Source organism: Carboxylicivirga longa (genome assembly GCF_050589825.1).
GTDB lineage: Bacteria > Bacteroidota > Bacteroidia > Bacteroidales > Marinilabiliaceae > Carboxylicivirga > Carboxylicivirga longa.
The window spans coordinates 120,641-134,866 of record NZ_JBNGOZ010000006.1; the positions used below are offsets into that span (position 1 = coordinate 120,641).

At 46.4% G+C, this 14,226-nt stretch carries 7 protein-coding genes; 1 reads left to right on the forward strand and 6 read right to left on the reverse strand.

The genetic code is table 11. From position 1 onward, the window contains the following. Window positions 1-7: 7 nt before the first annotated feature. The 6 genes from ACRD7A_RS07115 to ACRD7A_RS07140 form a co-directional block, all read right to left on the reverse strand. Window positions 8-3,142, reverse strand: coding sequence for a SusC/RagA family TonB-linked outer membrane protein (locus tag ACRD7A_RS07115; RefSeq protein WP_430810440.1), 3,135 nt, complete (start codon window positions 3,140-3,142; stop codon window positions 8-10). Window positions 3,143-3,429: 287 nt separating this feature from the next. Next, window positions 3,430-6,330, reverse strand: coding sequence for a helix-turn-helix and ligand-binding sensor domain-containing protein (locus ACRD7A_RS07120; RefSeq protein ID WP_430810441.1), 2,901 nt, complete (start codon window positions 6,328-6,330; stop codon window positions 3,430-3,432). A gap of 223 nt (window positions 6,331-6,553) precedes the next feature. Next, window positions 6,554-7,708 carry a BamA/TamA family outer membrane protein gene (locus ACRD7A_RS07125; RefSeq protein ID WP_430810442.1) on the reverse strand — a complete coding sequence of 385 codons (1,155 nt, stop codon included), beginning with the start codon at window positions 7,706-7,708 and terminating at the stop codon, window positions 6,554-6,556. Between the two features lie 154 nt (window positions 7,709-7,862). Continuing rightward, the gene (locus ACRD7A_RS07130; protein WP_430810443.1) at window positions 7,863-9,272 is read right to left on the reverse strand and encodes an efflux transporter outer membrane subunit; all 1,410 of its coding nucleotides are present in this window, start codon (window positions 9,270-9,272) and stop codon (window positions 7,863-7,865) included. Continuing rightward, on the reverse strand, window positions 9,272-12,382 hold the full coding sequence (locus ACRD7A_RS07135; RefSeq protein ID WP_430810444.1) for an efflux RND transporter permease subunit: 3,111 nt from the start codon (window positions 12,380-12,382) through the stop codon (window positions 9,272-9,274). Before ACRD7A_RS07135 ends, ACRD7A_RS07130 begins: the two co-directional genes overlap by 1 nt. Before the next feature lie 4 nt (window positions 12,383-12,386). After that, window positions 12,387-13,526, reverse strand: coding sequence for an efflux RND transporter periplasmic adaptor subunit (locus tag ACRD7A_RS07140; protein WP_430810445.1), 1,140 nt, complete (start codon window positions 13,524-13,526; stop codon window positions 12,387-12,389). A 170-nt stretch (window positions 13,527-13,696) separates the two neighbouring features. Here ACRD7A_RS07140 and ACRD7A_RS07145 point away from each other — a divergent pair, with 170 nt between their 5' ends. Then, on the forward strand, window positions 13,697-14,110 hold the full coding sequence (locus tag ACRD7A_RS07145; protein WP_430810446.1) for a threonyl-tRNA synthetase editing domain-containing protein: 414 nt from the start codon (window positions 13,697-13,699) through the stop codon (window positions 14,108-14,110). Window positions 14,111-14,226: the final 116 nt, after the last annotated feature.

The following is a 14,226-nucleotide window of genomic DNA, read 5'->3' on the forward strand; positions in this document are numbered from 1 at the left end:
TTACAGATTAGAATGTAATGTTAGCTCCCACTGAAATGGTGCGCGACTGGGGATAGATACCCCGATCGACCCCAATGCTGGTATATTCACCGGAGGCAATTTCCGGATCAAAACCTTCGTAAGCAGCAATGGTCAGTAAGTTCTCGGCTGCTACAAACACCCTGAAGCGTTCAATATAATTCGTGCTTAAAATGTTTTTTGGTAGCGTGTAGCCCAGCTGAATATTTTTCATGCGGATGTAATTACCACTCTTCACATAAAGGTCTGAGGCTTTCCAGTTATAACCATATGATTTAGTGGATAGCTTAGGCAGATGATTGGATGTGCCTTCTCCGTGCCAGCGATCAAGCATATAAGCGGGCTGGTTCATACGGGGTATATCATTCCGTGTTGAGTAATCAAATATCTCACCCCCAATGGCACCCTGCAAGAAAATCGTTAAATCGAAATTCTTATAAGCAGCATCAATATTAATACCGTAGGTCCAGTCAGGCGTTCCTTTTCCAATGAGTGTGCGATCGTCTTCATCAATCACACCATCACCGTTGGTATCGGCAAAGCGCACATCACCCACGCCAATCTTGTCTTTGTCGCCGGCAATGCTGTAAGCAGGCAGATAGGCATCGAGCTGCTCCTGATTTTGAATGACACCATTGGTTTTATAACCATAAAAATGGGGAAAGAAGCTACCATTCTGTCCACGCACAAAATCTCCGATGCCAAAGGCATTCTCCAGGAATATCTCGCCCGATTCGTTACCCAGGTTAATCAGCTCATTCTTCAGATAAGAGGCATTAGCCGATATTCCATAAGTAAAGCCGCCCACATTGTCTTTCCACGACAACTCAATCTCCACACCTGAGTTACGCATGTCGCCCACGTTGGCGATAGGTTTTCCGGTACCCACATAGTTCGGTATGGGCTGCTCCATCAGCATACCTTCAGTGTCTTTTCTAAAGTAATCGAAACCCACGGCTAAACGGCTTTTCAACAGTCGCAAATCAAAACCAATATCAATCTGCTCTGATTCCTCCCAAATAACATCGGGGTTAGGAATGCGCTGTGGACTGGTACCGTACTGCAAGTTTTCATTATCGCCAATGCCAAAGTAATAGTTTTGATTACCGTCCATTAAACTGGTATAGGCAAAATCGCCAATCTGCTCATTACCATTACGTCCCCAGCTGGCTCTTATCTTCAAATAGTCAAACCAATGTGGGCGTCCCTCCATAAAGCTTTCGTTGGTAAGGTTCCAGCCTACCGAGGCCGATGGGAAGGTTGCCCACTTATTGTTGGCGCCAAAACGTGAGGAACCATCGCGGCGGATACTGGCCTGAAACATATAGCGCTCATCGAAGTTATAATCCACACGCCCAAAGTAAGAGGCAAGAGTGCGCGAGGTAACACCATCAGTACCTCCATTAACACGCTCATCATCCGGATCGCCAATAGCGTAGTCAATCACTGATTTATGGGGAATATACTCAAGCAGATCATAATCCACTCCACCCAGATTTTTCATCTTATACTCACGCGCCGATTGTCCCAGTAAAACCGAGAAATTATGTTTATCGTCAATGGTATTAGCATAGGACAAAGTATTCTCTATTTGCCAGGTATAACCCCGATTCATGCTTGCTGAAACATTACTGCGCACGATATTTTTACCTTGTGATGACAGATAATGGGGATAAGTATACCCATCATCACCCCAGAAAGCCAGATCGGCTCCATAACTGGTTTTAAAGCGGATGCCTTTATAAACATCCACCTCGCCCCAAAAGGTTGATACAAATTTATCGGAATTGCCCTGACTATAGGTAGGTGCATTGAGCATGGCCACCGGATTGGCAATCTCCTGAAAGCCCGAAGGCGGCAATGAAAATACACGTCCGTCAGCATCTTTTACAGCGTTGGGATAATCTGCCAATACAGCATCCGGATCGGTAGCATACACCGGCACCAGCGGACTCATGGCCAGGGCACTACCCAGCACTGATCCAAACTCTGAGTTGGTATCAATGCCCATACTGGTAATGCGCGAATAAGCAGCGTTAACACCTACTTTCAGACTGCTCAACAGAGCACGCTCCTGCTTAAATACATCATAAGTAGTATTGGAGCGAACGCTATAACGCTCGTAGTTGGAACGTCCATAGTTACCACCTACAATACCATCCTGATCGAAATAACCAAAGGATACAAAGTAGTTCACATTATCGCTGCCGCCACTCAAACTCACCTGATGATTTTGAATAGGCGCATCATAATTAAAAGTCTCATCCTGCCAGTCGGTGCCTTTGCCTGCGGCTGCAATTTCGTCGGATGAATAGATCGGTGACAAACCATCATTCAGGTTGGTCTCATTCATCAGTACCATATACTCAGTGGCATCCAAAACGGCTTTCTTAGTCCATGGGTTTTGCCATCCGTAAGAGAAATCATAACTGATGCGCATCTTACCGGATTTACCCGACTTGGTACTAACCAAAATAACACCGTTGGCAGCACGGGCTCCGTAGATTGCAGCCGAAGCAGCATCTTTCAACACCTCAATAGATTCAATATCGGATGGATTCAGGTAGTTAATACCGCCATCTACAGCCATACCGTCCACGATGTAAAGCGGTTCACTATTATTAATAGTACCAATACCCCGAATCCTCACTTTTGAATCGGAACCGGGCTGGCCCGAGCTTTGGGTAATCTGCACCCCCGACACACGGCCTTTCAATACATCTTCGATGCGTGAAGGCGTAGCCGCTTCTAAGGACTCAGCCGACACACTACTAATGGCGGCAGTAACCACGCTTTTCTTTTGAACACCATAACCAATAACAACCACCTCATCAAGGTCGGTCAGCTCTTCTTCCATTATAATGTTAATAGTAGAAGATGTTACGGGCACTTCCTGACTGCGCATGCCGATAAAAGAAAATACCAGCACATCACCTTGTCCGGCCTCAAGGGTAAAAATCCCGTCAATATTTGTTACTGTTCCAATCGATGTTCCTTTCACTACAACACTTACACCGGGCACTGGTAAGCCATCAGTTCCGTTTACGGTACCGCTAACGGTTAGATTTTGGGCCTGACCAGTGAGTGCCAGTAAAAAGAGGAATATCCCTAATACATGTTTCATGATAAAATGGATTTAATGATTTAACACTGCAAACCTAGGCCTCTTTTGTTAATAAATACTAATATTAGAGTTCACTACAACCTCATTTTTGATAAAATTAAAACTCACTATTAACTCACACATAAAAATACAAAACATTGTTATTTAGGTCATTAAAGTGTAATTACACCTCTATATCTACTAAAATACCCACTCACACCCTTCTATAAATAAGCAGGGAGTAAATTGCCATAAATTAACATTTAAAATGGATAAGATTGGACGGATAGTTTCAGATACGGTCCGCTCTACAAATCGTTAATATACTTTGATAGATTATCGCCAGAGGCAAGACCCAGCTTTTGGCGTAGCCGGTAGCGGTTGTTTTCAATAGCCCGGTAAGAAACGTTCATGAGGGTGGCAATCTCTTTAGAGGTCATATTCATACGAATGTAAGCACATAACTTTTGCTCTCGTCCTGTTAAATCGGGGTGCTTTATCTTAAGTCGATTGATAAAATCAGCGTGTATCTGCTCCAAATGCAATTCAAACACCTCCCAATGGCTATCACTGTCAATATCTTTGTTAATTTTTTTAATTACACCCTCTAGTTTAGCAGCCATTTGACCTGCATCATTCAGTTTTTTAATACGACTCAGTACATCTTTAACACTTAGTAAAAATTCATTTTTCTGAATAATATTCATGGTCGAGTTAGCCAGCTCCTTTTCCTTAAACAGCATTTCGTCGCGTAACTTCTCATTACGCAACTTTACCATCTCCTTTTCTGTCCGCAATGCCTCATTGGTCAGTTGCTCCTCACGGGCTTTGTACCGCTCCCTTTGCTTTAGCTTTTCGCGTTTCCGACTTAGTTCAATGCGTCGATTAAAGAAATACACCATTGTTATTACCAGAAGAAGAGCAGCAATAAAATAGGCTATTTTAGCCGGGATTTGGCGATACCAGGGCGGCTTCACAATAAAACTAAAATGCACGGGTCTTGCCTCAACATTATAACGATTTTTGGCATACACAGTAAATGTATATTCCCCCTCCCTCAGCTTAGTGAACTGTCGAAAGGTAACACTGCTCCATGCTGTAGGCTCTTTGTCCACACCGGAAAGAAAAGTGGCATATTCCACTCCTTCATCCTGATAAAAGCTAGCTGCATAATGAATCTCAAAGGCATTGTTCTTAAAAGGATATTCCGGTACTCTGTACTGAGTAAAACCATCGTCCTCCTGCTGATGCAACATATATGGAATACTGTCGGTAGTGCCTTTGAAAGACCGCAGGTGCACTTTAAAAGGCATGCGAAAACCAGCGTTACCACTTAAATGATAATGGACAAAACCATCTTCCACTCCAAAAAACACGTTTTCATCGTTGAGTACGAAAACAGATTCGAAGGCAGACACCATCTTCTGCTCCAAAGGAAGAAAAGGATATTCAATCTTTGTATAGCTGGCATCTTCGAGATAACGAAGAACGCCAACCTTGCTGTTTGTAAAAAACCAAATATTTCGATACTGATCTTCAAACATGCGTCGTGGATACTGTCCTTTGCTGAAAAAGCGATCAAACTCAGTAGTCTGACGTATCCGCCCGTCCCGCTCAATAAGGTAAATACAATCGGTGCCAACAAAGAACAGCTGCCCCTTAAGTCTGCACACAAGGCCTGTTTTATTATCCGGGAAATGTGAGAAGTCAAACTTACGGCTTTTCACAACCTCTTTATAATCCGCACTAAAAGTAACCTGATAGATCCCTTTATTTCCATGCGATACCCATAGACAGCCCTGTTCATCCCATTGCGCAAAACGCGACGATTCACCAAAGCCCTCAACGCGCTGTGAATAAAGCCACCGCCCGCTCTTTTTATGCAGCAAAATAAAACCTTTATAGGTTCCGGCCAGCATGAGATTCGGTTGCTCCGGAATACTTATAAACTTCCACACACCATTGACTGATACCGGTGTAATAAGCTCTGACCTATTATCAACAATGCGTAAAACACCCTGATCGTGACCACATAGTACCTCATCACCATCGCTAAAAAGCGACCATACCTGCCCTTCCGTACCGGCCACCTTTTGGAAATCGTCGCGATCTTTCAGAGGATCATGAAAAGGCCCATCGCTAATGGTAAAAAGAGCCTGATTAGTACCGAAGTAATATTGGCCATGAAATCGCTCCATCACATAACCGGTGCCCAGGTTATAGTATCCACTTAAAAAGGATATACCCGACTGAAGATTTACGCGGCTGATACCATTATCCAGCCCACACCATATATTACCTTCTTTATCTTCCAGTAAACTTAAAACCGTATTATTTAGCAGGCCTTTGTCCTTATCCAGCTGCGCTACCAAATGCCCCTGCTTATCGGTTACCACTAAACCATCCTGTATGGTACCAAAGGCTAAATAACGGTCTCCACAGGTATGACCACAAAAAATATTGGCCTGCATAAGATGTTGGTTGGCCTGCACGTTCCAGGGAACAATGGTCTCCATGTTCCAGCTAAAAAGTCCATTTTTCATCGTTCCCAGCACAATTTGACGAGACGATAAAGCCATAGCTGAGGCCACTATTTTGCCTTTAAATATCTGCCCCCCGGCAACAGGAAAAACCTGGTCACCGCGCACCTCCAACAAACCCTGTGCTTCATCCTGCACCAGCAGCATCTCATTTACCAAAAACGAACTAATAAAACGCCCAACAGCTGGTATAACGTACCTCAGGTGATCCTCTTCAAATACATACAAGGCTTTCTCAGCCCTAAAAACGATGTATTTCCCCCAGGTATGTATATCCCAAATATCACTAGGCTCATTAACTTTGAAAGTATCGGCCAGCGAATGATATTGAAGATGAAGTAAGGAATCATATTGAAAGAACCCAAACTCATTAAAACTACCGACATATATTTTATCATTAACGCAATTGACGCTGCGCACAGGAGCTTCGCCCATTACTTTATGCAAGTGCCAACGTTCCCCATCATATTCCAGCAAACCATCATTATTGGCGAAGTAAAGCAAATCGCTATGACTTTGGCTCAAGCCCCAGTTCTGCGTACCCGCCCGGTACTGACGACGATTAAAATTCTGTAAATCAGGAATACCCAGCTTATTGACACTTCCTAGCATAAGCATAGGGAGCAGAATCATAACCGTAATAAGCCGAACACGCATCGAGGTTCTCATAGCGAATTTTTCTCTTGGGTTTCTACGAATTTATAAAAATATCGTCAGACACCGACGGCAATGCCTTAAATCAACTAAGATTAAGTTTTGAAAATTACATATTAATTGCCTATTGACGGAACGGTTCTTTAATAGCTCCTTGCGATAGAGAACCGTTCCATAAAGCATCGTGAACGCCCTACCAACTATAAGACTTATGAGTAGCTACTTTACTTTCAGACCCTTAAAAGGCCTCAGTCATGTTGAAATAAAAAAGGTTTTGATTATTCACCGGATCATGACCTATGTCCAGTCTAAAGTTCATGCGCGGTTGCAACTCAATGCGCAAACCGGCACCGAAGTTGGGCAAAAGGTTTTGGGTATCGATAAATGACTTACTAACAGAGCCCACACCGCCCCAGGCCACAAAGCCGAACTTGGACAACAGGCGCCTGAAACGCGTTTCCTCACCCAGGTTAAGCATGTGTCGATATTCGGCAACGGCCATCACAGCATTTCTATCGCGATAATGACCCTTGTAATATCCTCTAAGATCGAAGGGCGAACCCACCATGGAGAGCTCCGTAATGGGCACATCACCTGAAGTAAAACGGCCATTGACCATCCAGGCCAACAGGCGGCGTTCTCCTAACTTCTTCAAAGACTTAAACTGGCGGTAGTCGAGCATATAAACCCCATAGCTATAGGAACTCCCAAAGGCCTTGGCATAGTAATTGGCAGAAGCTTCAACAAACAAGCCCGAATAAGCATTGGCGGGTACATCGCGCGTGTCGTAACTGAATTTGAACCCCACACCCACCTTGGTCATGCGCAAACCATCAGCATCGCCTCCCTGGGCAATATAATCGGGATCGCCAGCAACACCAAAGCTGGGATCTTTCATATTATTATGCCCTACATCGAGGGCAGCGCCTAAAAATAAATCGGTGTCGCGGTAACGAAATAAAAATACAGGATTCAACTGAAAATCAACCCCGCGATACTGGGTCGTTTCTTCATCCCGCTCGGTGGCTGTATTAGTATCGTATCCAACCCCGTAATAATGATTTAGTGTATTGAAGAAATACATTTGTCCGAAGATGCGAAAACGATCTTCATTGAAGAAAAGCTGCGGACGACAGGTCATGCTGCCGCCCCCATTGGTCATGTAGGCAAAGGCAATGGGCAACACCGAACGTTTTAAAGTACTATCGGCAGGGTTGGTTGAAAAGGTAAACAAACCACTACCACCAATGAGCAAGCCATAATCGGGCGTGTATCCGGGGCCGCCTAAAATACTAAACCGTAAATTCCGTGACTGCCTTATAGAGTCACGATTAGCAGCATGCCCCAAAGCACAAATAGTCACCGCAATTATGAACAATACATTTTTCTTCATCCAACAAAAATAATAAACCCTGTTAAGTTCATCACCACCCCTATGTTAAAAAAGCCAAATAACATTCGCCGCAATGCGGCAATAAAAACGCACACATCTCACTATAATTAATTCATTGCCAATAATCTATAATCCATATACAGCAAATAAACACTTAATTATGCCATCCGCCACCAAGCGCTTTATAAAGATAGACCATGGACAGCAGCTCATCGCGCCGCGCATTATTACGCTGTATCTCAGCATCCAGAAGACTACGCTGTGCATCCAGCAGATCGAGATAAGAGATTACGCCATTCAAATATTGTAACTCGGCGAGCTCTAAGTACTTTCGCGTAGCAGCCTCAAAATTAGCCTGCGCCCGATACACCTCTCCGGCTTTCCGAAAAGTCATAATGGCCGTGTTGGCTTCCTGAAAAGCTTGCAGCACAGCCCGCTGATAGGTGTAAATTTCCTCTTCGTAGCGTGCTTCAGCCTGCCGCTGCCTTGCTTTGAGCTTACCGCCCTGAAAGAGGGGAGCCAGCACATCGCCTGCAATAAACCAGTAAGGCGACTTCAGTAACTCACCCAGGTCATCGTTGGAGCGCCCTAAGCGGCCTGTTAACGACAGGCTTGGAAAACGATCAGTAGTAGCCACTCCCACCATGGCGTTAGCGGCTATCAGCTTCTGCTCGGCCTGGCGCACATCGGGTCGGCGAACCAGTAAGGCGGAGGGCAGTCCGGCCGGCAAGTATTCCGGTAAATCTTGCTCATCCAATCCTTTTCCTCTTACCAGGTTGCTTTTGTAGGTGCCCAGCAAAAGCGCCAGTCCATTTTGCGCCACCCGTATCTTACGTTCCAGAACGGGCAGTAGGGTCATGGTCTTAGCCAGCTCCACCTCGGCCTGTTGCAGGGATGTTTCGGAAGTGAGCCCCCCCCGGAAACGTAAACCGGCGATGCGAACCCCTTCACAACGCGCCACCAATGTTTGCTTTACAATGGCCAACTCATCGTGCAGAGCGGTTAGTTTGAAATACGATTCGGCTACCTCAGCCACGATACTCATCTGCAAGGCACGTTGCGCCTCTTTGGTGGCCAGGTAATCAGCAATGGCTGCCTCACGCCCCCATCGTAATTTGCCCCATAAGTCAATCTCCCAGCTTAAGGTAGCCCGCACCTCCATCTCTGTGGTGCCATCCACATTATCGCCCCCAAAATTCTCCATCTCCCGCTCGGCCTTAAAATCAGCACCCAGGTTTGGCAACAGATCTGCGGTGGCAATTCGCTTGGCTGCCATATACTGCTTCAGGCGCGTTCCTGCAATGCGAATATCTTTATTGTTCTCAAGCGCCTTACGGATATAAGTATGCAACACCGTATCCGTATATACATCCCACCATTTCACATCATCGATGGTAAGCGAATCAATGCTCATGACCTCCAGCTTATCCGGCAGATTCAACTCGGGTGGCACATATTTCTTCCCTACTTTACACGAACCCATTACAATAAGCAGCATGCCCCCAAGGCATATCATACGCCAAGACGTATCCAATATTCTTATATCATTAATATTCTTCTTCATTACTGCTGTTTAGAACTTGTGAAACGCGCCTTTACCTTGTAGGTAAGCACAAAAAAGAATGGAACTAACACAATGCCAATGGTAATGGCCACCAGCATACCAAAAAACACTCCCGTACCAATGGAATGACGTCCGGCCGATCCCGGCCCTGTGGCCAGCACCATGGGCAACATACCCAACACAAAAGCCAGTGAAGTCATTACGATGGGGCGAAAACGCTGCTTACCGGCCAGCAATGCCGCCTGCACCACATCCTTGCCTTTATCCACTTCCAGCTTGGCAAACTCAACAATAAGAATGGCATTTTTGGCCGCCAGACCAATGAGCGTCACCAGGCCAACCTGAAAATAAATATCATTGTCGAGACCAGTGAACCAAATACCTGCAAAGGCACCCAGTGCAGCAATAGGCAAAGACAATAACACCGCGATGGGCACGAGCCAGCTTTCGTATTGAGCTGCCAGAAACAAAAAGACAAACAGAAATACCAATGCCATAATAACACCAGTCTGCCCACCTGCCTGCTTTTCCTGGTAGGATAAACCACTCCAGTCCAGTCCAATATTATCGGGTAGCTTCTGCCTCACAATCTCTTCCATCACCGCCATAGCCTGTCCTGAGCTGTAACCTCCGGCCGGCGTTCCCCTTATAATGGCTGATGAAAACATATTAAAACGCTTAATATTTCCGGGGCCCGTTGAGTAGGAAGCATTTCCCAAAGCAGTCAGCGGAATCATTGCACCATCATCACCCTTTACAAAAAACAAGCCCAGTGCATTTTGATTACTGCGATAAGGCGCCTCGGCCTGAATATACACTTTATAAATGCGGTTAAACATGTTAAAGTCATTCACATAAACCGAACCCAGAAAAGCCTTCATGGTTGAAAAAACATCGGCCAAAGGGATGCCCAGCAGCTTCACGCGGTCGCGGTTCACATCAAAATAAAGCTGCGGAATATCGGCCTGCAAAGCCGATGAAATATTGTTCAGCTCTTTTCGCTGTGTTGCATAAAACAATAATGTATCGGTGGCAGCCACCAGGTTTTCCCAGGTGGCATCACCCTTGGCTTGCAGTTGTAACTCAAAACCACCGGAGCTACCCAAACCGGGTATCACAGGAGGCTTGTTAAAATAAAAGCGAGCCTCCGGAATATCGTACAACTCACGCCGTGCCTGATCGATCAGGTGCTGCAGACTTAGCTCTTTATCCTTCCGCTCGTCCCAGGGCTTGAGGGTAACCGCCAACTCTGCCCTTCCCTGATTGGTACCCACACGCGGACTAGTACCCGCAATGCTTTGCACATAAGCCACGGCCTCCTGCTGCCTGAAATAATCAACCACCAGATCAGTAATCACACGGGTACGCTCAAGGGTAGCGCCTTCGTTCAACTCAATCTCAACGGTAAAAAAGCCCTGATCTTCTTCCGGGATAAAAGAAGTGGGTACAACACGGGCCAACACAAAAATAAAGACCAAGGCCATGCCAAAAGCTGCCAACACCCGCCGCGGATTGCCACAGGCCAAGCCCAGCACACCCTGATACTTCTCATTGCTGATATTGAGCCATTTATTAATGAAACGAAACACCCCATTATTCTTTCCGGATGAAGGCTTTAAGATGAGTGCACATAATGCCGGACTGAGCGTAAGCGCTACTACGGTTGAAATCAACACAGACACTACTATGGTTACCGAAAATTGTCGATAGAGCTCACCCGTTATGCCCGAGAGGAAGCTAACGGGTACAAAAACCGCAGCCAATACCAAAGACGTGGCAATGAGTGCCCCCGACAAGTCCTTCATGGCTTTGTGGGTGGCATCACGGGCATCCAGCTGCTCATCCGCCATAATGCGCTCTACATTTTCAACCACTACAATGGCATCGTCCACCACAATACCAATGGCCAGGATAAGCCCCAGTAATGTTAACATATTAAGTGAGAAACCCATGGCAAGCATAAACCCAAAGGTACCTATGAGGGAAATGGGCACAGCGATAACCGGAATAACGGTGGCACGCCAATTTTGCAAGGACAGAAATACCACAATCACCACTAGCAGAAGCGCCTGAAAAAGTGTGACATACACCTCTTTGATGGATGCCCGGATATAATCCGTCATATCATAGGGAATGAGGTAATCGAGGCCTTCCGGAAAATTATGGCTGATCTCCAGCAGGGCGGCCTTCACATTATCGGCCACCTCCACAGCATTGGCACCCGGCAAGAGGTAGATGGCCAGCATAGCCGCGTTACCGCCATTGATGGCACTCTCCTGTGTGTAAGAAGACGACTCCAGCGATACGCGTGCCACATCGCGCATACGAATAAGCGTACCATCGCTATTGGCCCTTATCACAACCTGCTCAAACTCAGCTACGGTTTCCAGGCGTCCTTTGGTGGAAATGGGCAGGGTAACATCAATGGCCTCCATGGGCTGCAAACCCAGCTCTCCGGCTGCCGACTCACGGTTCTGATCCTTCAAAGCATCCTGCAAGTCCTTTACAGTAAGTCCGAAGCTGGCCAAACGATCGGGCATCACCCAGATACGCATGCCATAATAACGGCTTCCCCGGTTGGATACACGCCCCACACCCGGAATGCGCCGAAGTACATCCAACACATTAATGGTGGCAAAGTTACTCAGGTAGATCTCATCGAATTTGGGATCATCCGACACCAGACAAATCGTCATTAACTGACTGGCCGATTGCTTTTCGACCGACATACCGTTTTGCACCACCTCGGCCGGCAAGCGTGACTCGGCCAGTTTCACACGGTTTTGTATCTCCACCGCGGCCAAATCAGGATCAACCCCCACATCGAAAGTAACATTGATATTTACACCCCCCGAGTTAGAACTGCTCGACTCCATGTAAAGCATGCCCGGTGTACCATTCAGCTCCTGCTCGATGGGCGTGGCAACGGCTTGCGACACAGTGGTAGCGCTGGCTCCGGGATAGGAACCACTGATTTTTACTACCGGCGGTGTGATCTTCGGATATTGATCGATGGGCAAGAATAACAAACCAATAAATCCAAGCAGCACAATCAGTATGGATATAACCGATGAAAAAACCGGTCTTTCAATAAAAAATCCTGGCTTCATAGGTCTATTGTTTACCTGGGTTAACATTAAGTTCGGAAGCCGCTACGGATTTAACACGGATGCCCGGACTCAGTTTGTGCTGTCCCTCGGTAATCACCTGCTCGTTTGCTCCTAAGCCCCGTTCAATAACAATCTCATTATCGCGCTCGGGACCCGTCTCCACAAAGCGCTTCTCTGCTACACTATCGCGGCGCATCACATACACAAAGCTGCCGCCCTTTTCAATAATCAATGATTTGCGGGGCACCACAATGGCTTTTTCCAACACATCCAACAGAAACTTGACCTTGGTAAACTGACCGGGCAACAACACCTGGTCGGGATTGGCCAGCTCGGCTCGCACACCAAAAGTTCCGGTTTTAGGATCCACCTGCGGGTCGGCAAAATCAACAATGCCTTCCTTCGGATATACACTATTATCGGCCAGTGTTACCCGCACGGTAGGCTGCCATGAACGCGTACTGTCCGTCTGCCCTATGTTTACATTGCGCTCGCGGCTACGCAGATAGTCCAGTGCCGTCATCTTAAAATCCACCAGCACAGTATCGCTCTGCACCACTGTGGCAAGCAGGGAACTATTGCCCGGGCTCACGAGGGCTCCTATATCCACATAACGCTCGCTGATAATGCCGTCGAGGGGCGAGCGCACCCGTGTAAAATCAAACTCCAATTGGTATTGCGCCCTGTCAGCTTTGCTCATAGCCACATTGGCTTCAGCACTTTCGTAGGCGGCCACGGCATTGTCCAGATCGAGGCGGCTGGCTGCATTTTGTTCATACAAGGGCTGCAAGCGTTCCAAGTCACGCTGTGCCTTGTTAAAGGCAGCTATGTCGCGCTTAAGCTGTGCCTCGGCCTTATCCAGCCGCGCCTTATACTGCGACTGATCAATCAGGAACAAGACCTCATCCTGGCCCACTCGCTTGCCTTCCTCAAACATCATTTTCTGAAGATAACCTTCCACACGGGCACGCACCTCTACATAGCGATAGGCACGTATACGCCCAACATACTCTCCGTACAGTTTTACATCTTCTTGAATCGCCGGCTCCACAACAACAGCCGCATAATCAGGGGTTCTCTCTTTTTTACAGGCTAGCAAACTCACCAAGCCGAACAATAGCAACAAGAATTTTCTTAGCATCATTACATTCAGGGTATCAAGGGTTCAGCTTATAAAAATAACATTTTGTGGATTAAAGCGTCATGTTTTTTCCTCTTTATCAAATATTTTGATAGATTAAAGTCTGAAGAAACCCATGATACTGATTATCTCACGACGAATTTCACACAGCAGTTAAAAGAAAATATTATCAAATGAAAGTATTAATTTTTTACACAAGCAACTTTGCCTATACACCGGCTGCCAAAAACCTGGATGAGGCACCCAACCCCGGTCTGCCACAGTCGTTCAACAACTGCCTGCTGGCCTGTATACAAGTGGAAGCACAGGATGAAGAGAAAGGCTTGAGAAGTCGTGAGAAAAAGCTAGCCAACCACCTAAAATGGGCAGCTAGAAAAAATAACACGGAAAAGATTGTACTTCACTCCTTTGCCCATCTGTCGGACTCCAAGGCCACTGCCCAATTCACCAAAGAGGTGTTTGATGCTGCACAAGCAAGGCTTGAGAATGCGGATTACGAGATTGCCCAAACGCCTTTCGGCTATTTTTTGGATCTGAAGATTGATGCCCCGGGCTTCTCGCTGGCACGCATTTGGGGCGACTTGTAGCTTGCGTTTATAAGGGGTGAGAGGTGTGTAATGAGTGGTGAGATTGATTTACAAAATGTTAATCTTCTCGTAAAAAACTTTATGCATTGAGGGTTTACCTATTTATCGTATCAAAA

What these genes read in the sequence shown, in the direction of transcription:
- ACRD7A_RS07130 (WP_430810443.1), bottom strand. Translation starts at nt 9,272, where the DNA reads ATGAAGAAGAATATTAATGATATAAGAATATTGGATACGTCTTGGCGT.
- ACRD7A_RS07135 (WP_430810444.1), bottom strand. Translation starts at nt 12,382, where the DNA reads ATGAAGCCAGGATTTTTTATTGAAAGACCGGTTTTTTCATCGGTTATA.
- ACRD7A_RS07120 (WP_430810441.1), bottom strand. Translation starts at nt 6,330, where the DNA reads ATGAGAACCTCGATGCGTGTTCGGCTTATTACGGTTATGATTCTGCTC.
- ACRD7A_RS07115 (WP_430810440.1), bottom strand. Translation starts at nt 3,142, where the DNA reads ATGAAACATGTATTAGGGATATTCCTCTTTTTACTGGCACTCACTGGT.
- ACRD7A_RS07140 (WP_430810445.1), bottom strand. Translation starts at nt 13,526, where the DNA reads ATGATGCTAAGAAAATTCTTGTTGCTATTGTTCGGCTTGGTGAGTTTG.
- ACRD7A_RS07125 (WP_430810442.1), bottom strand. Translation starts at nt 7,708, where the DNA reads ATGAAGAAAAATGTATTGTTCATAATTGCGGTGACTATTTGTGCTTTG.
- ACRD7A_RS07145 (WP_430810446.1), top strand. Translation starts at nt 13,697, where the DNA reads ATGAAAGTATTAATTTTTTACACAAGCAACTTTGCCTATACACCGGCT.